Genomic DNA, 26903 nt, shown 5'->3' on the forward strand with positions numbered 1-26903 from the left:
CTTCCGCCGGCAAATATGGGTTACAGAGCGCTTTACCGGATATGTCAGGCATGGAAAACCCCGCATTGCTGCGGGGCTTTGTCTTGGTCACCCTGTGGAGTGGGTTACTTCTTCCAGCGGCCCGAGAAATCGAAGGCGCTGTCATAGCCAAAGAGCGCAACCGCACCACCGGTATGCAGAAAGACGACGCGCTCGCCTTTTTTGAAATGGCCCTTGCGAATGAGGTCGATAAAGCCTGCGGCCCCCTTGGCGGAATAGACCGGATCAAGCAGAATCGCCTCAAGTTCGGCAAACATGTGAATGGCTTCGATGCCGGATTCTGTGGGAATGCCATAGCCCTCACCAACGTAATCGGTGTTTGCGACCACATCCTCGCGCTTGACCACTCCGGCGCAGCCCAGCTTTTCAGCGGTGGCGCAGGCGAGGTTATAGACATTCTCTTCCTGCTTGGCCTTGGGCGCGCGCACACCAATGCCCAAAAGCGGGATTTGTGCATTCATCGCCTTGAGGCCGGTGATCAGCCCCGCCTGCGTGCCGGCGCTGCCGGTGGCGTGAACAATGTGATCCACCTTGAGCGCCCGATCGTTGAACTGCGCCAGCATTTCGAAGGCGCAGTTGACATAGCCAAGCGCGCCTGTCGGATTGGACCCACCACCGGGGATGGTGTAAACATTGCGCCCCTCGGCGCGGAACTTGTCCGCAACCTTTTCCATTTCGGCATTCATATCGCCGCCACCGGGGCGCTTTTCCGTGGTCGCCCCATGCATGTGATCCAAGAGAACATTGCCGCCATTGTTGTAATTGGCGTTGTTCGATCCAGTGCGATCTTCCAACAGCAGATGGCAATCCATCCCCAGTTTGGCGGCGAAAGCCGCCGTTTGGCGCGCATGGTTGGATTGCGTGGCCCCTTGGGTCATCACCATATCCGCACCCTGCAATTCCGCCTCGGCCATCAGGAATTCAAGCTTGCGGGTCTTGTTGCCGCCAGTGCTGAGCCCGGTGCAATCGTCCCGCTTGATCCAGATTTCCGGGCCGTTCAATTCCTTCGTCAAGCGGTCCAGCCGCTCGAGCGGTGTGGGCAGATGTGCGAGAAAGCGGCGGGGATAGCGGGCAAGATGCATGGGTGTCCTCCATTAACATGCGTTTTCTGTATGGTAAGACGGGACACAGTCGGCGTCTAATGCTATTATCGCCCCATAAAATGCAAGGATTGCAATATGAGATTGGAGTGGCTGGATGATATTCTGGCGGTGGCCGATGCCGGATCACTCGCCCGCGCTGCCGAGATACGGCATGTCAGTCAATCCGCCTTTACCCGTCGGCTGCGTGCCATTGAGGAGGCGCTTGGAGTGCCGCTCTTTGACCGGAGACGCAAACCCGTCGTTCTCCTGCCCGACATCGAGGTGCAGTCAGGCGAGATGCGCGCGCTGGCCACGCAATTGCGCCACTTGCGAGAAAGCCTGATACAGCGCACCGGGACGCGGGGGCTGACGCTCGCATGTCAGCATGCCATCACCACCACCCATTCCCCCGCGATTGTCAGTATCTTGACAGCACAGGGCGGCCGGCCGGTGCGGGTGCGCTCGGACAACCGCGAGGAATGTCTTTTACGCCTCTTGTCAGGCGAGGCCGATCTGGCGGTCGTCTATGCCGTGCCCGAGATTGCACCACTCACGCTCAACCGCAGCTTTGAGCAGGTTTTGCTGGGGCGCGAGCGGCTGAGACCGGTGGCGGCCCCCCGTTTGGCGCAAGGCAATGACCTGCCGTTCATCGGATATCCGGCAGATGTGTTTCTGGGGCAGATCATGGCGCGCGCGATTCTGCCACGTATTCCCGCACACCGCATTTTGCGACGTCGTGCAGAAACCGCGCTGACGCTCGCGGCGCATGAATATGCGCGCCGGGGAATCGGGGTCGCATGGCTGCCCGAAGGCATGGTGCACCGAGATCTGGACGAGGGGCGTCTTGTGCCGCTCGATCAGACGCTTCCAGAACAGGAAATGGAGCTTTGGATGATCCGTCTCAGCGAGCGTAGCGATGACGGCTGGGCGCATGACTGGTCGCGGCTGGTGGCGGCTTTGGGCGTTTGAACGCCTCAGATCACCCGGATCACATCCTTGTCGATGGCCAGCATATAGCCCCTTCGCGCGATGTTCTTGACCAAAAGCTCACTCACCAACTGATTGCCAAGGGTATCACGTAGCCGCTTGATGCGCGTGGCACCTGCCGCCTCTTCACAATCCTCGGGCTTGCGCCCGGAAATCACCGCTTCGATCTCGGCCCCGGTCATCACGTCATCGTCCAATCGTGCCTCGGCCAGGACACTGAGGGTTTCCATGGCGGCATCGGTCAGCTTGAAGCCCATATCGTTCAGATAGACCGTCTTTTCCTCGCGGCTGATCAGCAGGGAACTGACCTGAATCCCCGACCGTTCGATCTGGGCCATGCGGCGGTTGAGGGTGATCAGCATCACCAGAAAGACCAGCGACGCCACAAGAAGCGCGGTGGCAAAAACCAGCAGCACAAAAATTACCATCCGATAGCTGACCAGTGTTTCCGAGAATGCTGTGCCCGAGAGCGCCAGAATTTCCAACAACTTGATTTCGCCCTGACCGGTCAGCGCGTCATTCTCGACAAAGATCCGCTCGACCTTGGCGTTGAATGCATTGGCATCTGGCAGACTGAGGAACAGAAACACCGCTGCACTGGTCAGAATCGCCACGATAGCCCCTACCCCGGCGATCACCACACGATTGCCGGACCGGCGCGCATCGGCGGCGGTGGTGGTTATCCCGCGCATCCGCGCACGCCTCTGCTGGTCACCTTAGTTTTCCTTCTTCGATAACACCTTGAGCAGGGTCAGTCCCTGCTGTGCCAATTGCGCCCGGAGCGCCGCCTCTGCCGAGGCGCAGGGCGCGTTCACGACGGTCACGTCGTAATAAAGCTCAAGCGGTTTATCGCGCTTGGCCTTGTATTCCACCTGGCAAGCCGCCTGCGCCGTGGTCGCGGCAAGGACAAGGCCAAAGGCAAGGATGAGGGGGCGTGTGATCTGTTCCATGCGGCCAAGATGCGCCAAGCCCCACGGCTATTCAATAACTTGTGCGACGGAGTGACCGGAAAACGGCGTGCTATCTGATAACATGGGGGCGTTATTGCCTGTCCTGGGGGACTGAACCCACCCTTGGATCACAGCGTCTGGTCATGTGGGCCAACGCAGAGAAACGACCTCAGTACCCTGAAAGGAATGACCATGCATCGCAAGTTCATCGTTCTCATCATCGGCGCGGCCCTGACCGTGAGCAGCCTTGCTGCCGCGCCGGTCCAGGCACAGAACCGGGGCGAAACCGCCGCCATTATCGCGGGTGTCGCCGCACTGGCCATTGTTGGTGCCGCGATTTCCGATGACCGCAACCGCGACCGTGATCGCCGCAACGATTACGCCACGCGGGGTCATGGTTATAAGCAGCCGTATTATGCCCCCAAACGGCATCACAAACACGGCTACAACCCCGGCCACAATCGCCACCATTATAGCCAGAACCGCTATTACGAGCCGCAGCGCGGCTATGGCCACCCTCATCAGGGCCGACCGGTCTATCAGCGGGGTTATGGCAACCACCTGCCCTATCACCGCGACAACCATCGCAACTGAGTCCTGCGCCTCGGAAAGGATCATGCCATGTTAAGAAAACTCACCTCAGCCCTTGTGATCGGCGCGCTTGCGCTGACCACGGCCACCGCAACCCCCGCTCTCGCCCGCGACCGGAGCGACAATCGCAACCTCGCCGTCGGGCTTGCCCTTGGGGCCATCGTCGGCGCGGCAATTGCCAGCAACAACAAGCAAAACAACAACGGCGTGTATCGGGATGATCGCAGACACCGCGACTACGATGATCGGGACTACGACGACGATCATCGGCGTTATGACAGAGGCCATGATCATCGCGGCCATGATAATGGTCGCGGGCGCTATGACAGAAATTACGGGCGGGCGCAGCGCGTCAACCTGCCGGGGGCATGCCGGGTCTATGCGGGCAACCGCGCTGGATATTCGGGCCGCTGCCTGAGCCACCGCTACGGCTCTTACCGCGCGTTGCCGTCGGCCTGCGCCGTTCGCGTGGGTGGGCATCATCAGGTGATCTACCGGGATCACTGCCTGAACAAATATGGTTATTACTAAAACGTCACTCGCGACGGCAAGGGAGGGGAGGGACACGTCCCTCCCTTTGCATTTACCCACGGATCATGCGACGAGAGGCCATGCTTGGCCCCGATTTCACCCATGAGCGCGCCGCCCTGTCAGAGGGGTATCTTCGCATCGCCGGGGTAGACGAAGTTGGGCGTGGCCCTTTGGCCGGGCCGGTCACAGCCGCCGCCGTGATCCTTGATCCTGCGAATGTCCCCGAAGGTCTGAACGATTCCAAGAAACTGAGCGCCGCACGACGTGCCGCGCTCTGTGAGGCGATCCATGCCTCTGCCGAGGTCAGCGTGGCCCATGCCAGCGTCGCAGAGATTGACCAGATCAACATCCTGCGCGCCGCGCATCTGGCGATGGAGCGGGCGATTGCAGCCCTCGATCCTGCGCCCGATCTTGTCTTGATCGACGGCAACCTGATCCCGCGCGGCCTGACCCTTCCCGCCCGCGCGATTGTGCGCGGCGATGCCGTCTCTCTCTCGATTGCGGCGGCCTCAATTGTGGCAAAAATCAGGCGCGACCGGATCATGTGGGATTTGGCGCAACAGTTCCCCGGCTATGGCTGGGAGCGGAACGCAGGATACCCGTCGAAAAGCCACAAAGAGGCGCTGCTAAATCTTGGTGTGACCCCACATCATAGACGTTCGTTCAAACCGGTCCACAACATCTTGTATCAAGAAAATAACTAAGCCACTGATTCAAAAAAGAATTTGACGGCGATTCGGGTTTGACTCATCTTGGTCTCCAACGACCAGAGCGCACAAGCGCCGGGATAGAGGCAGAAGATGACGACAATGACCAAGGCCAAGAGCGCGCCTGCGCTCCCCCTCAACACGATTATCGCCGGGGATTGCATCGAGGTGATGAACAGCTTGCCAGAGGCAAGCGTTGATCTGATCTTTGCCGATCCTCCCTACAATCTCCAGCTCAAGGGCGATCTGCATCGCCCCGACAACAGCCAGGTGGATGCGGTCGATGACGCCTGGGACCAATTCTCGAGTTTCGCCTCCTATGACAAATTCACCCAGGACTGGCTCAAGGCGGCACGCCGACTGCTTAAGCCGAATGGCGCCATCTGGGTGATCGGATCTTATCACAACATCTTTCGGGTTGGGGCGGCGTTGCAGGACGCAGGGTATTGGATCCTGAACGATGTGATCTGGCGCAAATCCAACCCTATGCCGAATTTTCGCGGCAAACGCCTGACAAACGCGCATGAAACGATGATCTGGGCGTCAAAATCCGAGGGTGCGAAGTATACCTTCAATTACGAGGCGCTGAAATCGCTCAACGACGGGGTGCAGATGCGCTCGGATTGGGTGCTGCCGTTGTGCACCGGACATGAGCGGCTCAAGGATGACAAGGGCGACAAGGCCCATCCGACGCAAAAACCCGAGAGCCTGTTGCACCGCGTTCTGGTCGGTTCGACCAACCCCGGAGACGTGATCCTCGACCCGTTCTTTGGCACCGGCACGACCGGCGCCGTGGCCAAGATGCTGGGCCGGGATTACATCGGAATCGAGCGCGAGGCGGCCTATCGCGTGGTCGCGGAGAAACGGCTGGCAAACATCCGCAAATTCGACCGCGACGCGCTCCAGGTCTCGACCTCGAAGCGGGCAGAGCCGCGCGTGCCCTTTGGTCAGCTGATCGAACGCGGTATGTTGCGCCCCGGTGAAGTTCTTACCTCGGTCAACGGCAAGGCGGCCAAGGTCCGTGCCGATGGGACGCTGGTAGCCGATGGCGTAAACGGCTCGATCCACCAGATCGGCGCGCATCTCGAAGGCGCCCCTTCCTGCAACGGCTGGACCTATTGGTGCTTCAAGCGCGAAGGCAAAGTGGTGCCGATCGACGTGTTGCGCCAGCAAATCCGCTCAGAGATGGAAGAACGCCCCAACTGATTACCCAGACACCGCCGGTGCCCAAGTCCTGACTTTCTCGGGCACCATTGACCTGCCCCGCCTTCCTGGCGGGGCTTTTTTCTTTATCTGTCTGGGGCGGGCGCAACCAGATCAGCCATTTCCGAGAAAGGTATATCAGCCTGAAACAGTCTCTGTTTCATATCCCAGAGCGCCCCAATACGCCCCTCTGACAGGACATGCCCGGCCATCGCGCCCAGCTTGGCGCGCACATCCGCCTCGGGCATCGGGGCCTCTGGGCCGCCGCGCGCGTTGACATCGCCCGAGGTCAGTCGTCGCCCATCTTGCAGGATCGCCGTCACATCCGACCATCGCCCGGCGGGAAAGCGGGCAGAATGGCGGGGCTCTTCGCGTACCGTGATGCGGGCGTGCAGACGGGCGACCTCCGGATCATTCAATCCCGCATCAGTGATATGCTCTGGTCCGATTCTTCCATGCACCAGCAGCGTGGCCAGTGCGAAGCCCAGAGAATACTGGGCCTCGCTCGTCGTTTTGGGCAGTCCGGGGAAAAGGGCCGCCGATTGCGCAAAAGTCGCTACCTCCAGTCGTTCAATCTCGGTGGCCCGCAGGCCCTGTTCGACCATCAGCACGCGCGCCCCCTCAAGCGCGCCATGCGCCCAGCGGCAAATCGGATAGGGCTTGATGTAATTGCGCAGGATCGTCCAATCCTGTCCCAAATCTTCCCAAATATGCGCAACCTCTTCCCCCTCGATTGTAATCGCGGGCGCGCCGATAAAACCGCGCTCCGCCAATAGCAGAGACGAAATTCCCACAAGGGCACCCATGCCAGACCCGTCGTGCAACATTGTGGGATTGGCAATTTCGCGCATCATCTGGCTGCGTGGCCCGTGATATTCTGCGATTCCCATCGCCTCGCGCAGAATATCCGACGGTTGCCCGCGCAAATGCGCCCCAAGAGCTGCAACACCCAGCGCGTTCCACGCGCCCGAGGTGTGGTAATCCGCAGCCGTTGCATGAAGCGCAACCCCCGCCCGCGCCGCCACCTCATAGCCCATGGCAAGCGCGGTCAGCGCCTGTCGTCCGGTCAATTGCGGATGTTGCCCCGCATAGGCAAATAGTGCCGGCACCAGCGCGCAGCCAATATGCCCTTTGGTCGGGTTATAGCCGTCATGCCCATCGAGATTGTCGATCTGCGTGGCCAGCGCCCAGGCGGCACCAGGCATGGCACAACGGCGCCCGTCGAAGAGCAAAGTTGCGCTGTGTTTGTCACTGCCAGCGGCATGAAACTCCACCGCGAACTCGCGCGCGATGCGCCCCACTTCCAGCGTCGCCGCACCCGCCGCAACGCCGAGCGTATCGACCAGCAAAAGGGCCATTCGTTCCAGCACTTCCTGCGGAACTTCAAGGGTCGGGTCGAGCGCAAATTTTGCGACACGGTCGAATAGAAGACGGTTGGAGACAACGGGCATCGGAGCAACTTTCTGCAAGAGGGCATGTCTCAACGTGGCGCGTTCTGACGGCGGTTTGTCGGCTGTTTGCGACATTTCCTGTCTCGCATTCTCCTCTTGCAGCGCATGGAATCGGCTGTTAGCAATCGTGCATATCCGTTGGGGTGCCCGTTTGCCGGGCTGAGAGGCGTAAAGCCAACCCATCGAACCTGATCCGGGTGATGCCGGCGTAGGGAACGGACTTTAGCACGCCCAGCGCGCCCCCCGTCCGTTTCCCCGCAAAATGAGAGGAACGGCAGATGGTTGCCACAGCATTGACAATCGCAGGCTCCGACAGCGGCGGTGGTGCGGGTATTCAGGCTGATCTCAAGACTTTTTCGGCGCTTAACGTCTATGGTGCAAGCGTTATCACAGCCGTCACCGCGCAAAACACCTGTGCCGTGACCGATGTGCATGCCATTCCGAATGCGATCGTTGCGGCGCAGATCTTGGCAGTTTTGGGCGATATCAGGGTCGATTGCATCAAGATCGGCATGCTGGGCGATGCCAGTTTGATCGAGACCGTGGCAGAGGCGCTGGCGGAGTATCGTGGCCCAATAGTCCTTGATCCTGTGATGGTGGCGAAATCCGGCGCGCGCCTCTTGCCAGACGCAGCGCGTGCCGCGCTCATCGCGCATCTCGTGCCGCGTGCTGATCTCCTCACCCCGAATTTGCCGGAGGCGGCAGCGCTTTTGGGCATGGCAGAGGCGCAGGACGATGCCGAGATGCAGGCGCAGGGCGCGCTCTTGCGTCAAATGGGAGCCAAGGCAGTCTTGATGAAAGGCGGGCACGCACAGGGCGAGACCTGCACCGATTGGCTGATCGCTGATGAGGTGATCCGCCTGGACGCCCCGCGCATAAGCACGCGAAACACCCATGGCACCGGCTGTACGCTATCATCGGCCATCGCGGCACAGCTTGCAAAGGGACTAACCTTGCCAAAAGCTGTATCCGCCGCCCATGGCTGGTTGCATCACGCGATCCTTGCCGCCGATACGCTGGAGATCGGTCAAGGGCATGGCCCGGTCCATCATTTCCACGAGGTCTGGACATGACCGAGGCGTTCACCATACGGGGCGCGGGCATTGTTGGCCTCTGCGTGGCAACCGAACTCTTGGCACGTGGAGTTTCCGTCACTTTGCGTGATCCGGCACCGGAACCCGGCGCGCATGCCTGCTCTTGGTGGGCGGGCGGCATGCTTGCGCCATTTTGCGAAGGCTTTTCCGCAGAAGAGCCAGTGGTGCGCTTGGGTCAAGAGGCTGCAGACTGGTGGGCGGCGCAGGGTGTCGAGGTGATCCGGCGCGGATCGCTTGTCGTGACCCTGGACCGCGACCGCCGCGAACTCGACCAATTCGCGCGCCGCACCCGAGGGCATCGGATGGTTTCAGGCTCTGATTTGGCTGAATTAGAGCCACATCTGGCGGATCGCCATGACCGCGCGCTTTTCTTTCCAGACGAAGCGCATATCAACCCACGTGCTGCGCTCATGCACCTGCGCACGCGGCTACACGCGGCCGGCGCACGGTTCGAGCAGAGCGATGCCGCCCCCACGGGATCGGTCATCGACTGTCGCGGTCTTGCAGCACAGGATAGCCTGCCCAATCTGCGCGGCGTCAAGGGCGAGATGGTCGTCTTGAACAGTCGGGATGTGACCCTATCTCGGCCTATTCGCCTGCTGCACCCGCGATTTCCGCTCTATATCGTGCCGCGCGGCGATGGGGTATTCATGCTGGGCGCAACACAGATCGAGAGTGCGGAACGCGGGCGTGCATCAGCCAGGTCCGTTATGGAACTACTGTCCGCGGCCTATGCCCTGCACCCGGCCTTTGGCGAGGCGGAAGTGTTGGAGATCGGTGCCGACGCACGCCCAGCCTTTCCCGACAATCTGCCGCGGATCATTCAAAAAAGCGACACGATCCATGCCAACGGTCTCTTCCGCCACGGCTTTCTCTTGTCACCTGTGGTGGCGCGGATGGTGGCCGGTCTGGTCACAGGCAACAACGAAACACCGGAGTTTTTGTCCCATGAAGATCACGGTTAACGGCATCCCGCGCGACAGTACCGCGGCAACGCTCGACGCGCTGCTGGTCGAGTTGGGGTATGGCGGGGCCAAGGTGGCGACAGCAGTGAACGAAAGCTTCGTTCCCGCCGCAATAAGGCCAGAACAGAGACTGAATGAGGGCGACAGGATCGAAATTGTCGCACCACGGCAAGGGGGCTGACATGCCTGTTTTCTACGAGACTGAGATCAGCTCGCGGCTGATGCTCGGCACGGCGCAATATCCATCGCCTGCGATTCTTGCCGAGGCCTTTCACCGCTCTGGCGCAGGCATCGCCACTGTGTCGGTGCGCCGTGAGGCCGGAGGCGAGCGCGCAGGACAAGCGTTTTGGGACATGATCGCTGACCTAGGGGTGCATGTCCTGCCCAATACCGCCGGCTGCCATTCGGTGCGTGAGGCCGTGACAACGGCCCAGATGGCGCGTGAACTGTTCGATACCAACTGGATCAAGCTTGAGGTGATCGGCCATGCCGACACGCTTCAACCGGACCCTTTCGGTCTGGTCGAGGCGGCACGCATCCTGACCGATGACGGATTTCAGGTGTTTCCATATTGCACCGAAGATCTTGTGCTCTGCGAACACCTGGTCGAGGCCGGGTGCCGGGTGCTGATGCCTTGGGGCGCGCCCATCGGCACGGGCCTTGGCCTCAACAATATCTATGGTTTGCGCAGTTTGCGGGCGCATTTCCCTGATGTGCCGTTGGTCATCGACGCCGGTTTGGGCCTGCCCTCACAAGCTGCACACGCAATGGAGCTGGGCTATGACGCCGTTCTGCTCAACACCGCGGTGGCCAAAGCGGGCGACCCGGCGGCAATGGCCGAAGGTTTCGCACGCGCACTCGAGGCCGGCCGCCTGGCCTATGAGGCCGACCCGATGGAGCCGCGCGATATGGCCGCGCCCTCTACCCCTGTATTTGGGAGGGCGTTCACCTGATGTCGCTACCGCGTTTTTATCCGATTTTCGATCATACGGACTGGCTGCGCCGCCTGCTTCCGCTTGGTGTGACGCTCGTGCAATTGCGCATCAAAGACCTCACCGGCGAGGCTCTGCTGGATCAAATTGTGCAGGCACAGAGCCTGTGCCGCGCCCATGGCGCGACTCTCGTGGTCAACGATCACTGGCAAGCGGCGATTGATGCAGGCTGCGAATGGGTGCATCTTGGGCAAGAGGATCTCGATACTGCCGACATCGCCGCCCTACGCCGCGCCGGTCTCAAACTGGGGCTCAGCACCCATGACCATGCAGAACTTGACCGAGCCCTCACGCATGCGCCCGATTACGTGGCGCTTGGCCCGGTCTATCCGACCATCTTGAAAAAGATGAAGTGGCACGAACAAGGGCTGGACAAGCTGACGGAGTGGAAGCGCCTGATCGGCGACATTCCCCTCGTCGCTATTGGCGGCATGTCGGTGGAGCGAGCGGGCGGTGCCTATGCGGCCGGGGCGGATATCGTCTCTGCGGTAACGGATATCACACTTAATCCCGACCCCGAGGCACGGGTGCGGCAATGGTTGGATGTGTCGGGATGAGCCGCTACACGCGCCAGACTGCCCTCCCTGAGTTCGGGACCGCGGGACAGGATCGGCTGGCGGCGGCGCATGTTCTGGTCGTAGGTGCTGGTGGGCTGGCAGCGCCGGTGCTTCAGTATCTGGTGGGCGCGGGCGTTGGGCGGATCACGCTGATGGATGGTGATCGGGTTTCCCTGAGCAACCTGCACCGCCAGACCTTGTTTCGCGTGACGGATATCGGCCATCCCAAGGCGCAGGTTGCGGCGCGGCACATGGCCGATCTCAACCCGGATTGCACGATTTTCGCTGTATCAGAGCCACTTGATCCGTTGAATGCCCCCGATCACGTCGCCGCCGCTGATCTGGTTCTCGACTGCGCCGATAGTTTCGCAGCAAGCTACATGCTGTCCGATGCTTGCTTCTCGCAGGGCACGCCGCTGATCAGCGCCTCTATCGTTGGCACCTCAGGCTACGTGGGCGGGTTTTGCGGGGGGGCGCCGTCTTTGCGCGCGCTCTTCCCCGATTTGCCAGACCGGCTAGGAAGTTGTGATGCTGATGGCGTTTTGGGGCCATCCGTGGGAGTGATCGGCAGCCTTCAGGCGCAGATGGCATTGGCGATTCTGGCCGGAATAGAGCCTGTTCCAATGGGTCAGCTCGTCACTTTCGAGGCGGTCGGTCATCGCTTTGGCGGTTTCCGCTTTGATGGAGCGCCAGAGCCAAGGGATGGCTTCCGCTTTATCGCGCCCGGTCAGATCACGTCCGCCGATTGGTTGGTCGACCTGCGCGCCGAGACCGAGAGCGGCCCCACCTTACCAAACGCCATCCGCCACAGCGTTGGCGATTTTGATCACCCCGACACCCGCCCGCAAGGCGCGCGCGCCGTGCTGGCCTGTCGTTCCGGCCTGCGGTCGTGGCAGGCCGCGAGCCGACTTCGAGGTCATTGGCACGGAGAGATAGCCTTGATCGCCCTTGGCGACGTTCAACAGGAGACTGACGCATGAAACACCTCACCCTGATTTTTGCCCTCATGGCCAGCCCAGCCATGGCACAGGACAAGATGACCCTGATCCTCGACTGGTTCATAAACCCAGACCATGGCCCGATCATCGTGGCCGAGGAGTTGGGCTATTTCCAAGAGGCCGGACTTGAGGTCGAGGTCATCGCACCCGCCGATCCGTCCGATCCGCCCAAGATGGTTGCCGCCGGTCAGGCTGATCTTGCGATCTCGTATCAGCCACAATTGCACATGCAGATCGAGAACGGCCTTCCGCTGCGACGCGTGGGCACGCTCGTTGCTACGCCGCTCAACTGCCTCTTGGTGCTCGCAGATGGCCCAATCAAATCTACCGCTGACCTCAAGGGGCGTAAGATCGGGTTTTCGGTGGCAGGCGTCGAAGAGGTGCTGCTTTCGACCATTCTTGGCCAACACGGCCATAGCCTGAGCGATATCGAACTGGTGAGCGTCAACTGGTCGCTCTCGCCCTCGCTCATGTCGGGCCAAGTCGATGCGGTGATTGGGGCCTATCGCAATTTCGAACTCAACCAGATGGAAATCGAAGGCGTGCCGGGGCGGTGTTTCTATATCGAGGAAGAAGGCGTGCCGGCCTATGACGAGCTGATCTATGTTGCCAATCCCGACACGATGAATGCCGACATGATCCGCCGCTTCCTGCATGCCACCGAGCGTGCGACGCAGTACATCATGAATCACCCGCAAGAGAGCTGGGAAATTTTCGCAGGCACCTCGCCCGAATTGCAGGATGAGTTGAACGAAAAAGCCTGGGTTGACACCTTTCCGCGCTTTGCCACCCGTCCCGCAGCCCTGGATCACGCCCGCTACAAGCGCTTCGAACAGTTCCTGCTCGACACCGGGATGATCGAGAACGCAACGCCCGTTTCGGGCCTCGCCATGGACCTGAACGCGGAATGACCCATGATTACGGAGTGACCTTTCCCCGCTTGCGCGATGCGGCGGGGACGGTTTGGCAGGATTACACGCATCATCCCTTTGTCGAGGGGCTGCGCGATGGCACACTACCGCGCAAGGCGTTCCTGGGCTATCTTGTGCAGGACTATGTGTTTCTTATCCATTTCGCCCGTGCTTGGGCCCTGGCCGTGACCAAGGCCGATGCGCTGGAGGAGATGCGCGCCTGTGCCGCCACCGTCGACGCGCTGGTCAATCACGAACTCAGCCTCCATGTAAAAACCTGCGCCGAAGCGGGGCTGAGCGAAGCAGACCTCTACAATGCCGAGGAACATCCCGCCAACCTCGCCTATACGCGTTACGTGCTCGATGCGGGGCATTCCGGCAACTTCCTCGACCTGCTGGCGGCGCTTGCCCCCTGCGTCATGGGCTATGGCGAGATTGGGGCGCGGCTGGGGCCGGTGGCGGAGGATCACCCCTACGCCGGTTGGATCAACACCTACGCTGGCGACGCCTATCAACAGGTCTGCCGCGATGCTGGCGTGCTCTTTGACGGCGCCGTGGCGCGGCGACTGGGCGCAGGGGCCGAGACAACACCCGGCTGGGGTCGCCTCTGTCAGCGCTTCGGCACCGCCACGCGGCTTGAAGTCAGTTTTTGGGACATGGGCCTGTCGTTTGGCCACTGACGCCCCTCGCAGCGTGGCCTGAATTATTCAGGCCGCGCGGCTGGCAGCCACAGCCAACAGCACAATATAGGTCAGCTGATGCGCGGCCTGATCGAGGCCAAGGTAATGCCAGAAACGCGGATCGGTCTCGGTCACACCCTCCTGAGCCACGCGTCGCGCCTTGGACCAGTCGATATGATAATGCAGGACCAACTCTGCCAGCACGAGACCAAGGGCAAAATTCCACGGCAGAGCGAACCACAGCAAGATAGGCAGGCTCAGTGCACCATGAACCCCGGCGTGCACGATGCCCGATGGATGCCCATACCGCCCTTTATTCTTCGCGATCCATCCGGTCTGGAGCTGAAAATCACCCAAGTAATGCTTGATCTGAAACAAGGTCAGAAACAGGCAGATATCGAAAATGCTCGTCATGAAACACCTCGGGCAATAGGCATAACTGCGCGGCTCTCAAATGATGGCACTCCGCTAGAAACGCGATTTGATCCAAATTGGGTCGAGCGACAATTCTGATAGCCTAACACATCCGCCACGCCATTGCATCACCGGCGCGGCAATCCCATCGAGACGAGCGTTTCCAGATCATCCTTGATCCCAGCGACCAGGGCGGGCCACTTGGGGAAATGAAACCCATATTTGATCACATCAAGCGAGAAATCGGACCGCACCGTCAATGCCTGCGCCAAGGCGCGCTCTGCCGTGGTTCGGTCGCCCGCACGCAACGACAACACTGCATATGCAGAATGCACAAAAGCCTCTGCCCCCGGATGGCGGGCCGCCGGTTCGAGGTATGGGCGCATGTTTTCTCCCAAGGTCATGTCGCGCATCCAGATCGCAACGGCGAGCATCCAATGGAACGACCACAGCATCGGATCTTGGGGACTGAGGCGAATGGCCTCTAACCCGGCCTCTTCCATCTCTGCGGTATCGGGGTTCTTTTGAAAGAGGTTGATGAAGGTTTGCGCATTGTAGATCAAAGCGTCATTGTGATTAAGCGCGCGCGCACGGGCGAGCGCATCGCGCGCATCTTTTTCCTGACCTTGCAGGGTCAAGAGCTGCGCCAGTGTTATATGCCCAAGCTCTAGCCTGTCATCCAAGTCGATGGCGCGATTGGCGTGGAACATGCCCTTGACCACATCCTCGCGGGGATTGCGACTCCGCCCCGAATATATCCGCACGGCATGAACACGGCCAATCAAGGCATGCGGCAAGGCATAGGTCGGATCGGCCTCTGCGGCAGCATGAAACAGGGCGGTCGCATTTCGGACGCCGCCAGAGGTGCGCATGTCGATTTCGGTCAGCCCACGCTGGCACATTTCCCAGGCCGACAGGCTCTCGGTTGGTTTGGCGCGCGACATGGCGCGTTCATGGGCGCCAATTTCAGGGGTGAGGCCGGTGACGATACAGCGGGTAATGTCATCTTGCAGGGCAAAAAGATCGGCCATATCGCGATCATAGCGATCAGACCAAATCTGACGGCCTGTCTCGGCCTCGATCAGTTGCGCAGTGACACGCAGCCGCGCCCCCGCGCGGCGCACGGCCCCCTTGACCACATAGCGCACACGCATGTCCTGCGCGATCTGCCGCATGTCCTGCGCGCGGTCCTTATAGGCAAAGGACGACCCACGCGCGATCACGAACAGCGAGCGAAAGCGCGAGAGTTCGTTGATCAGATCCTCGGCGATGCCATCCGCCAGAAATCCATCCTCGACCGAAGATGACAGGTTGTCGAACGGCAGAACGATCACTGACGGACGATCGGCGCTCTGGGTGACGGTGCTGCGGTTTTCGGCCTCTACCCCGGTCGTGACATGCCAGACCTCGACCGGCGTCGGGATATTGCGGACATATTGCATGCCTTGACCGGTGATGATCAGGCCCGGTTCCCGCGCCAGCATGTCGCGCACCGTGCGCGATACACAAATGCCACCGGGGGCGGACAGGGTTTCCAGCCGCGCCGCGATATTGACCACATCACCCAACACATCGCTTCCGTCGATCAGCACGCTGCCGTGGTTGATGCCCACCCGCAGGCGGATGCGCAGATCCTCCGGATTGTTGCGCTCATGCTCCGCGATGGCGCGCTGCGCAGTCAAGGAAGCATGGACGGCGGCGGCAGGGCCGGGGAACTCCACCAAAAGCCCGTCGCCCATGGATTTGACGACCCGCCCACCATGATTTGCGATGGCCGGGTCGATGATCGCGTGTCGCAGGTCGCGCAGACGGGCAAACACCCCGTCCTCGTCCATCGCCACAAGGCGGGAAAACCCCACCACATCCGCGGCAGCGATGGTTGTCGCCTTGCGCTCCAGCGTCTTCACCTTTGTCCCCTTCGTCGCGGTGCCCAGCCCGCCCCCAATATTTAGGGCATGCGCGTTATATTTGTCACCTGAGCATTTGCGGTGATACATAGCGTCGGGGCCATTTGTGTCCAGATATCAAGCCAACCTTTTGACAACACGGTCACAGCCGGTTTGTCGCTAAAGATCAAGCCAAGCGTCAGCGGCAGAGAAATCCAGATCATGCCGTAATAGGCGGGTATTTGCTTCAACGGGCCGTATCCCTGCACCGAGTAGGCATATTCCAGCATTCCGGTCAGGATCAGCAGATCATTCTTGGCAAGAAAGTCGTAGAAGCTGTCATACTGGAGCAGTTCCGTCGGCGCGCTCAGCGGCATGGGCAGGGTGAGGCCGCGATAGAGCGCCAGCAGCACGTCATACTCCGCCAGGCGCACGAAAATCTCGGCCTTGACCTTGTCCGCGTCGAACCCCGCCATCCAGTTTGCAGGATCGGCAAAGGGCTGGTTGGCCTCGTAATACCCCTTGAGGAGCGTGTAGTCGTCGTAATCCATCAATGTGGCCGGGGCAGGTACGCCGGGAAACTGCCCGGTCGTGACCATGGCGCGGATCGTGTGGCCTGCCGGGTCCTGATGGTTGGCGGTCAGGTACATGCCCTCGCGGATATTGCCCTCCATGAACCCGCAGGCTGCAAAATGTGCGGCCATCTGGTCGTAAGCGGGCGAGAGGTAACAGGTGCCCAGCTCGCAAGGCGTGGGCTGCCCGTTGGGTGACGGTGCATCATAGGTGACGGTATGCGTCTTGCCACCGAAACGATCGGTGGATTCGAGGATCTCGACATTGGTATAACCCAGCCCTTGCAGGCGGTGCGCGAACATCATCCCCGACGGGCCGGCCCCCAGCACGATAATCGGTGCCGCCTTGTCCGCAGGCAAGGACCAGCCCAGCTTTTCCTGCTGGTCCAGCAACATGCCGCCATACTGCCAGCATTGCAGCACGGATTCAAAGCAGGTCGAGCCATGAACAAAGACCGTGTTGTTCTTGCCTTGCAGGCCCAGATAGTTCCACGGCCCGCCCCCGCGCAGCCCGGAGTTGTCGAAATGGTCGAAATAGGGTGTCCGCAAATCGACCGGCGCACCCGTGCTGTCCGTGACGATTTGGTAATCGGGATAGGGCCACCAATCGAGCGTGGGCAGCGTCTGTTCTAGGTTGGCAAGAAATTCCGCCTCGGTCATCGGCGGATTGGCCGGGCCCTGCAACTGATAGACGGTCACAAGGTTCTCGGTCATGGAATTGGCTGTTTCGAGCGAGAATTGCTTGGCCGTTTCGTTGCGATAACCGCTTACATGCCCCGCCATCGCAGTGATTTCGGTAGGGGCAAGAATGATCCCGTATTTCGGCGCGGGATTGGGGACCTTCACCCGCACCAGAGTGGTATGAAAGGTGAAATTGGTCAGTTGATCAAAGACCGCGTTCTCTGCGGCGGTATAGTCACAAATGCCGCTCAGATTGCGCGGCTCGCAGGCGACAACCAAAAGGTCGCAGGTCTTGGTCACGGGGGCTGCGCCATCAATGGATACGGTCAGCGTGACGGGCGGGGTCGATGCCTTGATGTTCAAATGCGTTCTCCAGAAATATGTGATTCAGTGAAACGGCATTGGGGCCGGTCCGCTCCTTGATACACCGTTTTGGGCACGCGTTGAATCTCTAAAAGGTTGTATGGCGCGCAGGCTATCTCGGATCTTGTGTGCGTCGTCTCTGGATCACTCAGGCCCGGGACGAGATGCGACTGGACAGCAGGTCGCCGGTTTCCGTGAGGATCGGATAGGCGGCCATGGTGAATCCGGTGTTCACCTGCTTGAGGGCGCGCAGTGTCTCCTGGTGGATATTGCTGGTTTCGATACTCTCGGTCAGCCCCTCGCGCAGGCGCCCCAAGTGCGCGCGCTGCAACTCTTGTTCGAGGGCGCGGATGCTGTCCTTCTCCGCCACCAATGCGCGGGCATCGTCGGGATGCTGGGTCATCATGACCCGCAGAGCCAGTTGCGCATTGGCCAGAACACGGTCGTGGAAATCACAAATCTCCTGCCAGCCAGGACGCGAGAAATGCACACCTTCCGCCGTCAAACGCTGCGCAAGACCCAAAAGCGTGGTGGCAATCGCATCCCCCGCCGCCTCGAAATTGGCGGCGTTTGTCGAAAGATCAAGCGAGCGTTGGCTCAGCTCTTCCGCCAGACCGTTACGCGTGAGCTGTGCGAGATAGAGCTTGGTGTCGAAGTGGCGTTTTCGCAATGTCTCTTGGGCGTCGAGAATTGCCGATGCCGTGCCCTCGTCCCACTGCGTAAAGAGCGTGGGCACCGGGCGCAGCATTGCTTCAACCATCTCGCCAATCCGGATCACCTCACGCGTGGCGCAGGACAGGGCACGGTTGGGATTCGTCAGCGCGCCGGGATCAAGCGCCGTGATGTGATCAAGCGCAGCACCTTGACTGGGCGCCGACAGCAACGCACCCGCGAGCCGCGTCGCGACTCCGGTAAAGGGCAAAACAAGGCCAACCAGGGCCAGGTTAAAGAGGATATGCAAATGAATGATCTGTGCCGCAGGCGTCGCCCCTAGCCATGCCAGAGGCGGCTCGAACGCCGTCAGCGCGGCAAGGGTCAGGGCCGCCCCACCCCCACGCAGACAAAGGTTTGACAGGATCAGCCGACGCGCCTCGATCTCGGCGGCGAGCGTCAAGCCAAATGCGATAAAGGCACCACCAAGATTCGCCCCAAGGATCAGCGCCATCGCCGCCGAAACGGGCATCAGCCCTTCCATCACCAATGTGGCAAAGAGAAGAACGGCAGCCACCGAGGAATGCACGAGCCAAGCAAGAAGCGCTCCGATCAAGAAGGCGGTCAAGAGGTCGCGGGCCAGATACTGCATCGCCGCCGCCGCTGCAGGAGCGTCGGTCAAGGGTTCGGTCGCAGCGCGCAGCATATCGAGCGAAACAAAGATCAGCGCCAGACCAATCAGGATACGCCCACCCTGCCGCACCCGCCTCTGGTGCCCACGCAGAAAAAGGACCACACCACCCAGCAGAAGAACCGGGATCAGCCACGCCTGCCTCGCCAGCAGCAACTTGGCGACAAGCGCCGACCCAAGGTCCGCGCCCAACAGGATCGCAAGCCCGGCGGCAATGGCGATGCCGCCCGATGCCACGAAACCGGCAGTCAGAATGGCAACTGCCGTCGAACTCTGAAGGGCCATGGCCGCAATCATGCCGGTGAAGGCGGCCAGCACGCGGCTCTGACCCGAGCGGCGCAGCCAGAGACGCAACTCTGCGCTAAAGGCCCGTTCGACCCCGGTACGCACAAGGCGGACAGACCAGATCAGAAGTGCCGCAGCTCCGGCAATCTGAAGAAAGAAAACTGTGAGGTTTGGGTCGTCCAATTCGGTGACTCATCCGCGTGGCCGTGGTCAAGAGCACCGAGAGTGACCCTCACAATTGCACTGCGCAAGGGGCGCAGGGGCAGAATTCGCCTAGTGTGACAGTTTTGTGAATGTTTTATGACAATCTTTTATCTATATGTGCGCTCTTCGATGGGCGTCACCTCAATTCGGGCCAGCAACAGGTCAAGTAGGCCTTGCTCCGCGCGATTGAGCACCGCACGCGGGTTCCAGACCACATGCACATCAACGGCAGCCGTCTGATCGTAGGGTGGCAATTGCCACAAAAGGCCGTCTTGCACGTCGCGCGCCGCCACATGCAGCGGCAGCGGACCGACGCCAAGCCCCGCAATGATCATACGCCGGACCTCTTCCAAGTGGCTGGAGGTCGCGATGATCTGATCCCCAAGTTCCGCCTGCGCCCGCATCAACGTCACAGGCTTTAGCGCGTCCTGCAATCGGTCGGTTTCAAAACTGACCGCTGAACGCCCGGCCAGATCGGCGCGCGTCAGGTCGCGCCGGCCAAACAGGGCATGGTTTGGCCCACAAAAGAGGCCAAAGAACTCTCGATACAGGCGCATGTACTCTAGCTTGGGGTTGCGCTGATGCACGAGGCAGATGGCAAAAGAGGCGGAGCGCGCCGATACCGTTTCAATCGCCTGCGCCGAGGAATGCACCTCGATTGCCAGCGTGGCGCGGGGGTTTTCCGCATGGAACTCTGCCAGCACCTGATCAAAAAGCGGGCAGATCACATGCGAGGCCAGAGACAGCCGAACATGGCCTGTCACCTCGTCTGTCATGTCACGCATGAGGGTCGAGAGGCGCAGGATAGAGCCTTGGATATCCAGCGCCTCGCGATATAGCACCTCGCCCGCCTCGGTCAGCGCGAAATGCCCCGGTGTGCGGTGTATGAGGCGCTTGCCCACCCGATCCTCTAACCGTTTCAACGCTGTAGACACCGAAGGCTGTGTCAGCCGTAACCGATGTGCGGCGTCGGTGACCGAGGTGGACTGCGCCAACACGACGAAAGTGCGCAAGAGGTTCCAGTCCATCTCGCGCATGATGCGTTCGGGGCTGTTCCGCCGATCCATAGACTGCATCTATTGTCACAATTCCTATTATCTATTTGATTAATGATGGCTCGCTTTGCACCCTCGGCGCAACCCCACCCATGACGGGTCGCACAAGAAAGGGAGTAGCATGTCGGTCGAGGCCCGCGAAGCGAGGCAGCCGTGGATTCTGTTGTCGCCCGCCTTGGTCGCGGTGACGCTGCTCTTGCTCGTGCCGCTGATGTTCATCGTGGTCTATTCATTCTGGCTGCGCTCGGCGATGGGCGCGGATACGGTCGGGTTCTACCTCGACAACTGGCACAAGACCCTCACCGATCGCTTTTACCGCGACATCCTGCTCAACACGCTGAAAATCGCGGCGATCACCACGGTGATCTGTGCCCTGATGGGCTATCCGGCAGCCTATTTCATTGCCCGCTCGCGCGGCAACAAGATGGTGCTGCTGCTCCTTCTGATGCTGCCCTTCTGGATCAGCTACATCATCCGCACGATGAGCTGGATCAACATTCTGGGCACCTCTGGCGCGCTCAATTCCCTGCTCTTGTCGCTTGGCATCATCAACGAGCCGATCCAGATGCTTTATAACGAGGCGACGGTTATCCTCGGCCTCGTGCATTTCCTGCTGCCCTTCATGGTGCTGAACGTCTACGTCAGCCTTGAGGGTATCGACACCAACCTCGAGGATGCCGCCAATTCGCTCGGGGCAACCCGGTGGCAGGCATTTACCCAAGTCACCCTGCCCCTCTCTCTCCCCGGTCTTGCGGCGGGCGGATTGCTGTGCTTCGTGCTGGGCGCGGGCACCTATATCACGCCCGTCATCCTCGGCGGGCCCCGCGATGCGATGTTCGCCAATCTCGTGTTCGAGGCGATTATCACACAGTTGAACTGGCCGCTTGGTTCGGCGCTGTCGCTGCTGCTGTTGATCGTGCTGGGTCTCTTGGTGGCTGTCTACAACCGTTATCTCGGCATGGCGCAACTGGCCAAGGGGCTGGGCTGATGGGCTGGCAGATCATCCGCGCCTGGACGGTTTTGGTCTATGCCTTCATGTTCCTGCCGGTGGTGGTTGTGGTGCTGTTGTCCTTCAACGCCAACCAGTTCGGCAGCTTTCCGATGACCGGCGTTTCGCTGCACTGGTTTCAGGAATTGTGGAACAACGACGCGGTGATGCGCGCCTTTCGCACTTCGCTGGTACTGGGGCTGATGACGGCACTCATTTCCACCACATTGGGCATTTTGGCCAGCCTTGCCTTGGTGCGCTACAACATCCCCGGTCGCAACGCGATCACCACGCTGCTTATCGCGCCTATTCTCGTGCCAGAGGTGGTGCTGGCGGTAGCGCTCTTGCTCTTTCTCAACTGGCTGGGCATCGGCAAGAGCTTTGCCTTGCTGCTTGCGGGGCATGTGATCTTCACCCTGCCCTTTGTCATCCTCGTGGTGCAGGCGCGGCTGGTCAGCATCAAGCGCGATGTCGAGGAGGCGGCGCTCAGCCTGGGTGCCTCGCCGGTGCAAACCTTCTTTGCCGTAACCTTGCCGCTCATGCTGCCCGCTGTGGCTGCGGGCGCGCTCTTCGCCTTTACGATCAGCTTTGATGACATCACCGGCACGCTCTTTTGGAAACCCGGCGGGGTCGAGACCGTGCCGACGCAGATTTTTTCAATGCTGCGCAATTCGATCAGCCCGGAAATCAACGCACTCGGCACCGTGATGATCGTGATGACCGTCGGCCTGCCGCTGCTGGGAGCAGCGGTAGCCCGCAAACTCGCCATGAAAGGCGGCACCTGAGAACCGCCCCAACATTCAACAAGGAGACCTGAGAAATGGATAATACCAAACGTTACGAAAGACTGCTGGATCGCTACCGCAACGGTGATCTGGATCGGCGCAATTTTCTGGGCCTGATCGGCGCTGCGGGCCTCGCCTATGGCGTGCAGACGCCCTTTGCCAAATTCGCCCATGCACAGGATGTGAAACAGGTGCGCTTTGACGGCTGGGGCGGGGTCGTGTCCGAGGCTTTTCGCAAATATGCGTTTGATCCCTACACGGCAGAGACCGGGATTACTGTGGTCGATGGCACTTTTGCGGGGGGTGATGAATATCTGGCGCAGGTCCGCTCCAGCCAGGAAGGTGAGTATAACATCGCGCACCTGTCCGGCGTGTTCGACTATGCCCGCTATGTGAACTTCGGCCTGACGGTCGAGTTGAACCTCGACAATATCCCGAACATGTCGCTGGTGATGGATGCGCTGACCAACGCGTTCCGCAAGGTGACGCCGGATTACCTGTCCGCAGTTCCCTATGACTACGGCACGACGGGTCTGGCCTATAACCGCAAGTATATCTCGGATGAGGAGATGAAGGAAAAAGGCGCCTCGATCCTCATTGACGCCGCCTACAAAGGCAAGATCGGCGGCTGGTCGGATTGGCGCACCCGGGTCTGGTATGGCGCGCTCCAGACCGGGCAGGACCCCAACAACATTCAGGATATGGAAGCGGTCTGGGATGCGATCCGCAGCCATCGCGACCTTGCCTTGAAATACTGGTCGTCGGGCGCGGAACTGATGAGCCTTCTGGCAGAGGAAGAGATCTACGTCACCGAAGGCTGGTCAGGCCGTATCGCCGCGCTGCAACAACAGGGCCACGACATCGGCTATTACGACGCGCCCGGCAGCTTTGCCTGGCAGGAATGTCTGCACGTGCTCAAGGGCAGCCCGGTCGAGGCCTGCGAAGAACTCTTGAACTTCATGCTGGCGCCCGAGACCTCCATCGCGGTGGCCGAGGGTCAGAACTATCCGCCCGCTCTGGACGGGACCAAGGTCGATCTGGGGTCCAAGATTCCGACGCTACCCGCGTATGATCCGACCGGCACGCTCGAATCCCTCACTTTTGCCAATCCCGCCTATTGGAATGGCAACGAGGCCGAATGGTCCGAAACCTTCAGCCGCGTGCAGCGCGGATATTGAATCCTTGCCGCGTCCCCTTGTGGGGGCGCGGCCCATCCCCAAAAGGACCCCGCCGATGAGCGCCGTCACCCTCAGCAATATCGTCAAGCGCTTCGGCACCTTTACTGCCGTGCATCGCACCACGCTGGAAATTCCCGAAGGGGCGTTCGTCACGCTTCTGGGCCCGTCCGGCTGTGGCAAGACGACCAATCTGCGCATGATCGCGGGCCTGCTCGATCCCACCGAAGGCGAAATTCTCATTGGCGGCAAGCGCGTCAATGACGTGCCCATCCACAAGCGCAATCTCGGTCTCGTGTTTCAGAACTATGCGCTTTTCCCGCACAAGACCGTGGCCGAAAACGTGGCCTTCGGCCTCAAATACCGCAACGTGCCCAAGTCCGAGATTGCGGCCAAAGTGCGCGACGCGCTTGACCTCGTACAATTGCCCCATGTCGGGGACCGCTATCCCAAGGCCCTTTCGGGCGGCCAGCAACAGCGCATCGCCCTAGCCCGCGCCATCGTGATCGAGCCGGACGTTCTGCTCCTCGATGAACCGCTTTCGGCGCTTGATGCCAACCTGCGCGAGGATATGCGCGTGGAACTCAAACGCATCCAGGAACGCATCGGTGTCACCACGGTCTTTGTCACCCATGATCAATCCGAGGCGCTCGCCATGTCCGACCTGATCGTCGTGATGTCCGAGGGGCGCGTGGAACAGGTGGGCAAGCCCGAAGAGGTCTACAACACCCCGGCAACCGAGTTTGTGGCGAACTTTCTGGGGGCATCCAACATCTCTGAAGCGCGGTGCGTCGAACACGGCGCAACACTTGTGGTCGAGGATGTCGTCTTTGGCCGCGTGACCGTGCCCGCCACCAAGGCGCCTAATCTGACGGGCACCGGCCCCGCAAAGCTTGTCGTGCGCGCCGAAAAGCTGAAACTCGCGCGCGACGCCGCGCCCGAGGGTGTGATTTCTGTTCCCGCCACCGTGGAAACGGTGGACTATCAGGGGCAGGCGGTGAGGTATTTCGTGCGGGCGGGAGAGGAGCAGTTACAAGCCATCAACATGATCGACGACCACCCTTTCGCGGTGGGCGCAGCGGTCCATCTGCACTTGCGGCCGCAAGATTGCGCGGCGCTTCCGGGATAAGACAATGAACGTAAAACCCTCTCACCTTTTCTATCAGGGGCGCGAGCGTAAGCCGGTGCTCGATCAGGCACGCGGCGTCTACATGTGGGACGTGGACGGCAAGCGCTATCTCGATGGATCATCCGGCGCAATGGTCTGTAACATCGGCCATTCGAATGAAAACGTGCTCGACGCGATGCGCCGTCAGATGGAGAAATCGACTTTTGGCTACCGGTTACATTTCGAGACCGAGGCATCAGAGAAACTCGCCGCCAAGACCGCGGCCCTCTGCCCCGAGGGGCTGAACCGGGTGTTCTTTGTCTCGGGCGGGTCCGAGGCGGTGGAGTCCGCACTGAAACTGGCCAGGCAATACGCGTTGGCAATCGGAGAAGGCAGCCGCTGGAAAATCATCAGTCGCGCGCCCTCATACCATGGCTGCACGCTCGGCGCGCTTGCGATCACCTCTTATGCGCCGCTGACCGATCCCTTTCTGCCCATGATGCAGGCGATGCCGAAAATCCCCGCGCCGCGCGCGTATCTGGACGGGCTAGACGCCGACCTTGAGGCGACAGGCCAACACTACGCCGACATGCTCGAGGCCAAGATACTAGAGGAAGGCCCAGAAAGCGTGCTGGCCTTTGTGGTCGAGCCAATTGGCGGTGCCTCAACCGGGGCATTGGTGCCGCCACGCGGCTACATGGAGCGCGTGCAAGAAATTTGCCGCAAATACGGCGTGCTCTTCATTCTGGACGAGGTGATGACCGGAGCAGGACGCACCGGCAAATTTCTCGCCTCCGAGCATTGGAACCTCGCCCCGGACATAGTCGTGATGTCCAAAGGCTTCGCCGCCGGTTACGTGCCGCTTGGGGCGATGGTGGCGCACGAGCGGCTGGTCGAGCCGGTTCTGGACGCGGGCGGCTTTCTGCATGGCTTTACCTATGCAGGCAATCCGCTGGCCTGCGCCGCCGGTCTGGCCGTGATCGACGAGATCGAGCGCATGGATCTGGTGGGCAACGCCGCGCGGATGGGCGAGCGCCTGCAAGAGCGCCTACGCGGCCTGATGCAGCGCTATGCCATCATCGGCGACGTGCGCGGCAAGGGGTTGCTGACCGCGTTCGAGTTCATGGCGGATCGTGGCACCAAGGCGCCGCTGCCCAAGGGCTTGCGCGCGTTTGAACGCTTTGTTCAGATTGCCTATGACAAGGGGCTTATCGTCTATTCTCGCCGCACCCGCGATGGGATTGAAGGGGATCACATCATCGTCGCCCCCCCGATGATCGTGACCGAAACGCATCTGGACGAGATTACCGAAATGCTCGATGCCTCGCTGGCAGAGTTCACCGACGAAATCCGCCCCGCGCTGGACAGAGCGATGTAATGCGCGAGATCATCATCACTTGCGCCCTGACCGGGTCTATCCACACGCCCTCCATGTCACCGCACCTGCCCATCACGGCGGATGAAATCGCGCGGGCCGGGATAGAGGCAGCAGAGGCGGGGGCGGCCATTCTGCACCTGCATGCGCGTGATCCGAAAACCGGGCGGCCCTCTGCCGGCCCCGCACATTTCCGCGCCTTTCTGCCGCGCCTCAAGCAGGGCTGCGATGCCGTGCTCAACCTCTCGACCGGCGGCAGCGCGGTAATGAGCCTTGATGAACGCCTCGCTGCCCCGAAAGAGGCCGAGCCGGAAATGGCCTCGCTCAACATGGGCACGATGAATTTCGCCCTCTACCCGATGGCCGGGCGCATCACCGACTGGCAGCATGACTGGGAGCAACCCTTTCTCGAAGGCTCGGATGATCTGGTATTCAAGAACACCCCCCGCGACATCGCCCGCATCCTGACGGAACTGGGCCTCGAACGCGGAGCGCGGTTCGAGTTTGAGTGTTACGATCTCAGCCACCTCTACATGCTGCGGCACTTCGCGGACCGAGGTTTGATCCGCGCACCCTATTTCATTCAATTCGTCTTTGGTGTCTTGGGCGGTATGGGCGCGGACCCTGAGAACCTCACGCATATGGTACGCATCGCGGACAAACTCTTTGGTCAGGATTACATGTTCTCCGTATTGGCCGCCGGACGGCATCAGATGCCGATGGCGGCGCAGGCGGCGGCCATGGGCGGGCATGTGCGCGTGGGGCTCGAAGACAGCCTGACCATCGCGCGCGGCACGCTGGCGCGCTCCAACGCCGAACAGGTCGCCAAGGTGCGCGGCATAGTCGAGGCATTGGGCCGGGTGGTGGTCAGCCCCGATGAGGCGCGCGCGCTGCTGTGTCTCAAGGGCGCAGACCGAGTGGCGAGCTAAGCG

Annotated in this window: 28 protein-coding genes and 1 riboswitch; of the genes, 19 read left to right on the plus strand and 9 right to left on the minus strand. The window is 60.8% G+C overall.

Annotation, left to right across the window (positions count from 1 at the left end; all coding sequences use genetic code 11):
* Window positions 1–104: 104 nt before the first annotated feature.
* Window positions 105–1121: a D-cysteine desulfhydrase gene (locus tag AACZ65_RS08995; protein WP_296638415.1), complete on the minus strand. Its 1017-nt coding sequence runs from the start codon at window positions 1119–1121 to the stop codon at window positions 105–107.
* Window positions 1122–1217: 96 nt separating this feature from the next.
* Here AACZ65_RS08995 and AACZ65_RS09000 point away from each other — a divergent pair, with 96 nt between their 5' ends.
* Window positions 1218–2090: a LysR substrate-binding domain-containing protein gene (locus tag AACZ65_RS09000; RefSeq protein ID WP_339670046.1), complete on the plus strand. Its 873-nt coding sequence runs from the start codon at window positions 1218–1220 to the stop codon at window positions 2088–2090.
* 5 nt (window positions 2091–2095) lie between these two features.
* Here the strand turns inward: AACZ65_RS09000 and AACZ65_RS09005 are convergent, their stop codons facing one another.
* Both AACZ65_RS09005 and AACZ65_RS09010 read right to left on the minus strand, forming a co-directional pair.
* On the minus strand, window positions 2096–2800 hold the full coding sequence (locus tag AACZ65_RS09005) for a histidine kinase (RefSeq protein WP_037276487.1): 705 nt from the start codon (window positions 2798–2800) through the stop codon (window positions 2096–2098).
* Window positions 2801–2824: 24 nt separating this feature from the next.
* On the minus strand, window positions 2825–3058 hold the full coding sequence (locus AACZ65_RS09010; RefSeq protein WP_037276485.1) for a hypothetical protein: 234 nt from the start codon (window positions 3056–3058) through the stop codon (window positions 2825–2827).
* Window positions 3059–3250: 192 nt separating this feature from the next.
* Between AACZ65_RS09010 and AACZ65_RS09015 the strand changes: the two genes are divergently transcribed.
* From AACZ65_RS09015 to AACZ65_RS09030, 4 genes are all read left to right on the plus strand, one after another.
* Complete coding sequence (locus AACZ65_RS09015; protein WP_339670049.1) at window positions 3251–3652, plus strand: hypothetical protein; 402 nt, start codon at window positions 3251–3253, stop codon at window positions 3650–3652.
* A 27-nt stretch (window positions 3653–3679) separates the two neighbouring features.
* Window positions 3680–4180 carry a hypothetical protein gene (locus AACZ65_RS09020; protein ID WP_339670051.1) on the plus strand — a complete coding sequence of 167 codons (501 nt, stop codon included), beginning with the start codon at window positions 3680–3682 and terminating at the stop codon, window positions 4178–4180.
* An 80-nt stretch (window positions 4181–4260) separates the two neighbouring features.
* A complete protein-coding gene (locus AACZ65_RS09025; protein WP_339670221.1) occupies window positions 4261–4884 on the plus strand; it encodes a ribonuclease HII in 624 nt (207 codons plus the stop codon).
* Between the two features lie 96 nt (window positions 4885–4980).
* Window positions 4981–6093 (plus strand): site-specific DNA-methyltransferase, encoded by a 1113-nt coding sequence (locus tag AACZ65_RS09030; RefSeq protein ID WP_339670053.1) that lies wholly within the window; start codon window positions 4981–4983, stop codon window positions 6091–6093.
* 83 nt (window positions 6094–6176) lie between these two features.
* Here AACZ65_RS09030 and AACZ65_RS09035 read toward each other — a convergent pair whose 3' ends face one another.
* On the minus strand, window positions 6177–7616 hold the full coding sequence (locus AACZ65_RS09035) for an MmgE/PrpD family protein (protein ID WP_339670055.1): 1440 nt from the start codon (window positions 7614–7616) through the stop codon (window positions 6177–6179).
* 54 nt (window positions 7617–7670) lie between these two features.
* A riboswitch (TPP riboswitch) is annotated at window positions 7671–7773 on the plus strand.
* A gap of 46 nt (window positions 7774–7819) precedes the next feature.
* On the opposite strand from AACZ65_RS09035, the gene thiD reads away from it, so the two are divergent.
* Genes thiD through tenA form a run of 8 tightly spaced genes read left to right on the plus strand, consistent with a single transcriptional unit; the run spans window position 7820 to window position 13738 of the window.
* Window positions 7820–8614 (plus strand): bifunctional hydroxymethylpyrimidine kinase/phosphomethylpyrimidine kinase, encoded by a 795-nt coding sequence (thiD, locus tag AACZ65_RS09040; RefSeq protein ID WP_037276472.1) that lies wholly within the window; start codon window positions 7820–7822, stop codon window positions 8612–8614.
* The gene (locus tag AACZ65_RS09045) at window positions 8611–9600 is read left to right on the plus strand and encodes an FAD-dependent oxidoreductase (protein WP_339670059.1); all 990 of its coding nucleotides are present in this window, start codon (window positions 8611–8613) and stop codon (window positions 9598–9600) included. The genes thiD and AACZ65_RS09045 overlap by 4 nt, the downstream gene beginning before the upstream one ends.
* Window positions 9584–9781, plus strand: coding sequence for a sulfur carrier protein ThiS (thiS, locus tag AACZ65_RS09050; protein ID WP_339670061.1), 198 nt, complete (start codon window positions 9584–9586; stop codon window positions 9779–9781). The genes AACZ65_RS09045 and thiS overlap by 17 nt, the downstream gene beginning before the upstream one ends.
* A gap of 1 nt (window position 9782) precedes the next feature.
* Window positions 9783–10553: a thiazole synthase gene (locus AACZ65_RS09055; protein WP_339670063.1), complete on the plus strand. Its 771-nt coding sequence runs from the start codon at window positions 9783–9785 to the stop codon at window positions 10551–10553.
* A complete protein-coding gene (locus tag AACZ65_RS09060; RefSeq protein ID WP_339670065.1) occupies window positions 10553–11149 on the plus strand; it encodes a thiamine phosphate synthase in 597 nt (198 codons plus the stop codon). Before AACZ65_RS09055 ends, AACZ65_RS09060 begins: the two co-directional genes overlap by 1 nt.
* Window positions 11146–12129 carry a HesA/MoeB/ThiF family protein gene (locus AACZ65_RS09065; protein WP_339670067.1) on the plus strand — a complete coding sequence of 328 codons (984 nt, stop codon included), beginning with the start codon at window positions 11146–11148 and terminating at the stop codon, window positions 12127–12129. Before AACZ65_RS09060 ends, AACZ65_RS09065 begins: the two co-directional genes overlap by 4 nt.
* Window positions 12126–13058 carry an ABC transporter substrate-binding protein gene (locus AACZ65_RS09070; RefSeq protein ID WP_339670069.1) on the plus strand — a complete coding sequence of 311 codons (933 nt, stop codon included), beginning with the start codon at window positions 12126–12128 and terminating at the stop codon, window positions 13056–13058. The genes AACZ65_RS09065 and AACZ65_RS09070 overlap by 4 nt, the downstream gene beginning before the upstream one ends.
* Window positions 13055–13738 (plus strand): thiaminase II, encoded by a 684-nt coding sequence (tenA, locus tag AACZ65_RS09075; RefSeq protein WP_339670071.1) that lies wholly within the window; start codon window positions 13055–13057, stop codon window positions 13736–13738. Before AACZ65_RS09070 ends, tenA begins: the two co-directional genes overlap by 4 nt.
* 27 nt (window positions 13739–13765) lie before the next feature.
* Here tenA and AACZ65_RS09080 read toward each other — a convergent pair whose 3' ends face one another.
* The 5 genes from AACZ65_RS09080 to AACZ65_RS09100 form a co-directional block, all read right to left on the minus strand.
* Window positions 13766–14152, minus strand: a complete 387-nt coding sequence (locus tag AACZ65_RS09080; RefSeq protein ID WP_339670073.1) for a DUF3307 domain-containing protein — start codon at window positions 14150–14152, stop codon at window positions 13766–13768.
* Window positions 14153–14280: 128 nt separating this feature from the next.
* Window positions 14281–16059 carry an adenylate/guanylate cyclase domain-containing protein gene (locus AACZ65_RS09085; protein WP_037276882.1) on the minus strand — a complete coding sequence of 593 codons (1779 nt, stop codon included), beginning with the start codon at window positions 16057–16059 and terminating at the stop codon, window positions 14281–14283.
* 41 nt (window positions 16060–16100) lie between these two features.
* On the minus strand, window positions 16101–17654 hold the full coding sequence (locus AACZ65_RS09090) for an FAD/NAD(P)-binding protein (RefSeq protein WP_339670077.1): 1554 nt from the start codon (window positions 17652–17654) through the stop codon (window positions 16101–16103).
* Between the two features lie 148 nt (window positions 17655–17802).
* A complete protein-coding gene (locus AACZ65_RS09095) occupies window positions 17803–19464 on the minus strand; it encodes a Na/Pi cotransporter family protein (RefSeq protein ID WP_339670079.1) in 1662 nt (553 codons plus the stop codon).
* Window positions 19465–19592: 128 nt separating this feature from the next.
* Window positions 19593–20552, minus strand: a complete 960-nt coding sequence (locus AACZ65_RS09100; protein ID WP_339670081.1) for a LysR family transcriptional regulator — start codon at window positions 20550–20552, stop codon at window positions 19593–19595.
* A 109-nt stretch (window positions 20553–20661) separates the two neighbouring features.
* Here AACZ65_RS09100 and AACZ65_RS09105 point away from each other — a divergent pair, with 109 nt between their 5' ends.
* Genes AACZ65_RS09105 through AACZ65_RS09130 form a run of 6 tightly spaced genes read left to right on the plus strand, consistent with a single transcriptional unit; the run spans window position 20662 to window position 26900 of the window.
* The gene (locus AACZ65_RS09105) at window positions 20662–21528 is read left to right on the plus strand and encodes an ABC transporter permease (RefSeq protein ID WP_339670083.1); all 867 of its coding nucleotides are present in this window, start codon (window positions 20662–20664) and stop codon (window positions 21526–21528) included.
* A complete protein-coding gene (locus AACZ65_RS09110) occupies window positions 21528–22313 on the plus strand; it encodes an ABC transporter permease (protein WP_339670085.1) in 786 nt (261 codons plus the stop codon). Before AACZ65_RS09105 ends, AACZ65_RS09110 begins: the two co-directional genes overlap by 1 nt.
* Window positions 22314–22348: 35 nt before the next feature.
* The gene (locus AACZ65_RS09115) at window positions 22349–23491 is read left to right on the plus strand and encodes an extracellular solute-binding protein (protein ID WP_339670087.1); all 1143 of its coding nucleotides are present in this window, start codon (window positions 22349–22351) and stop codon (window positions 23489–23491) included.
* A 55-nt stretch (window positions 23492–23546) separates the two neighbouring features.
* Complete coding sequence (locus AACZ65_RS09120; protein ID WP_339670089.1) at window positions 23547–24617, plus strand: ABC transporter ATP-binding protein; 1071 nt, start codon at window positions 23547–23549, stop codon at window positions 24615–24617.
* A gap of 4 nt (window positions 24618–24621) precedes the next feature.
* Entirely contained in the window at window positions 24622–25974 is a 1353-nt protein-coding gene (locus AACZ65_RS09125) for an aspartate aminotransferase family protein (RefSeq protein ID WP_339670091.1), read from the plus strand.
* On the plus strand, window positions 25974–26900 hold the full coding sequence (locus tag AACZ65_RS09130) for a 3-keto-5-aminohexanoate cleavage protein (RefSeq protein WP_339670093.1): 927 nt from the start codon (window positions 25974–25976) through the stop codon (window positions 26898–26900). The genes AACZ65_RS09125 and AACZ65_RS09130 overlap by 1 nt, the downstream gene beginning before the upstream one ends.
* Window positions 26901–26903: the final 3 nt, after the last annotated feature.

The sequence above is a fragment of the uncultured Roseovarius sp. genome, from assembly GCF_963972555.1.
In the GTDB taxonomy this organism is placed as follows: Bacteria; Pseudomonadota; Alphaproteobacteria; order Rhodobacterales; family Rhodobacteraceae; genus Roseovarius; species Roseovarius mucosus.

Coding starts and splice junctions, on each gene's coding strand:
- AACZ65_RS08995 (WP_296638415.1), bottom strand. CDS start 1,121: ATGCATCTTGCCCGCTATCCCCGCCGCTTTCTCGCACATCTGCCCACA.
- AACZ65_RS09000 (WP_339670046.1), top strand. CDS start 1,218: ATGAGATTGGAGTGGCTGGATGATATTCTGGCGGTGGCCGATGCCGGA.
- AACZ65_RS09005 (WP_037276487.1), bottom strand. CDS start 2,800: ATGCGCGGGATAACCACCACCGCCGCCGATGCGCGCCGGTCCGGCAAT.
- AACZ65_RS09010 (WP_037276485.1), bottom strand. CDS start 3,058: ATGGAACAGATCACACGCCCCCTCATCCTTGCCTTTGGCCTTGTCCTT.
- AACZ65_RS09015 (WP_339670049.1), top strand. CDS start 3,251: ATGCATCGCAAGTTCATCGTTCTCATCATCGGCGCGGCCCTGACCGTG.
- AACZ65_RS09020 (WP_339670051.1), top strand. CDS start 3,680: ATGTTAAGAAAACTCACCTCAGCCCTTGTGATCGGCGCGCTTGCGCTG.
- AACZ65_RS09025 (WP_339670221.1), top strand. CDS start 4,261: ATGCTTGGCCCCGATTTCACCCATGAGCGCGCCGCCCTGTCAGAGGGG.
- AACZ65_RS09030 (WP_339670053.1), top strand. CDS start 4,981: ATGACGACAATGACCAAGGCCAAGAGCGCGCCTGCGCTCCCCCTCAAC.
- AACZ65_RS09035 (WP_339670055.1), bottom strand. CDS start 7,616: ATGTCGCAAACAGCCGACAAACCGCCGTCAGAACGCGCCACGTTGAGA.
- thiD (WP_037276472.1), top strand. CDS start 7,820: ATGGTTGCCACAGCATTGACAATCGCAGGCTCCGACAGCGGCGGTGGT.
- AACZ65_RS09045 (WP_339670059.1), top strand. CDS start 8,611: ATGACCGAGGCGTTCACCATACGGGGCGCGGGCATTGTTGGCCTCTGC.
- thiS (WP_339670061.1), top strand. CDS start 9,584: ATGAAGATCACGGTTAACGGCATCCCGCGCGACAGTACCGCGGCAACG.
- AACZ65_RS09055 (WP_339670063.1), top strand. CDS start 9,783: ATGCCTGTTTTCTACGAGACTGAGATCAGCTCGCGGCTGATGCTCGGC.
- AACZ65_RS09060 (WP_339670065.1), top strand. CDS start 10,553: ATGTCGCTACCGCGTTTTTATCCGATTTTCGATCATACGGACTGGCTG.
- AACZ65_RS09065 (WP_339670067.1), top strand. CDS start 11,146: ATGAGCCGCTACACGCGCCAGACTGCCCTCCCTGAGTTCGGGACCGCG.
- AACZ65_RS09070 (WP_339670069.1), top strand. CDS start 12,126: ATGAAACACCTCACCCTGATTTTTGCCCTCATGGCCAGCCCAGCCATG.
- tenA (WP_339670071.1), top strand. CDS start 13,055: ATGACCCATGATTACGGAGTGACCTTTCCCCGCTTGCGCGATGCGGCG.
- AACZ65_RS09080 (WP_339670073.1), bottom strand. CDS start 14,152: ATGACGAGCATTTTCGATATCTGCCTGTTTCTGACCTTGTTTCAGATC.
- AACZ65_RS09100 (WP_339670081.1), bottom strand. CDS start 20,552: ATGGATCGGCGGAACAGCCCCGAACGCATCATGCGCGAGATGGACTGG.
- AACZ65_RS09105 (WP_339670083.1), top strand. CDS start 20,662: ATGTCGGTCGAGGCCCGCGAAGCGAGGCAGCCGTGGATTCTGTTGTCG.
- AACZ65_RS09110 (WP_339670085.1), top strand. CDS start 21,528: ATGGGCTGGCAGATCATCCGCGCCTGGACGGTTTTGGTCTATGCCTTC.
- AACZ65_RS09115 (WP_339670087.1), top strand. CDS start 22,349: ATGGATAATACCAAACGTTACGAAAGACTGCTGGATCGCTACCGCAAC.
- AACZ65_RS09120 (WP_339670089.1), top strand. CDS start 23,547: ATGAGCGCCGTCACCCTCAGCAATATCGTCAAGCGCTTCGGCACCTTT.
- AACZ65_RS09125 (WP_339670091.1), top strand. CDS start 24,622: ATGAACGTAAAACCCTCTCACCTTTTCTATCAGGGGCGCGAGCGTAAG.
- AACZ65_RS09130 (WP_339670093.1), top strand. CDS start 25,974: ATGCGCGAGATCATCATCACTTGCGCCCTGACCGGGTCTATCCACACG.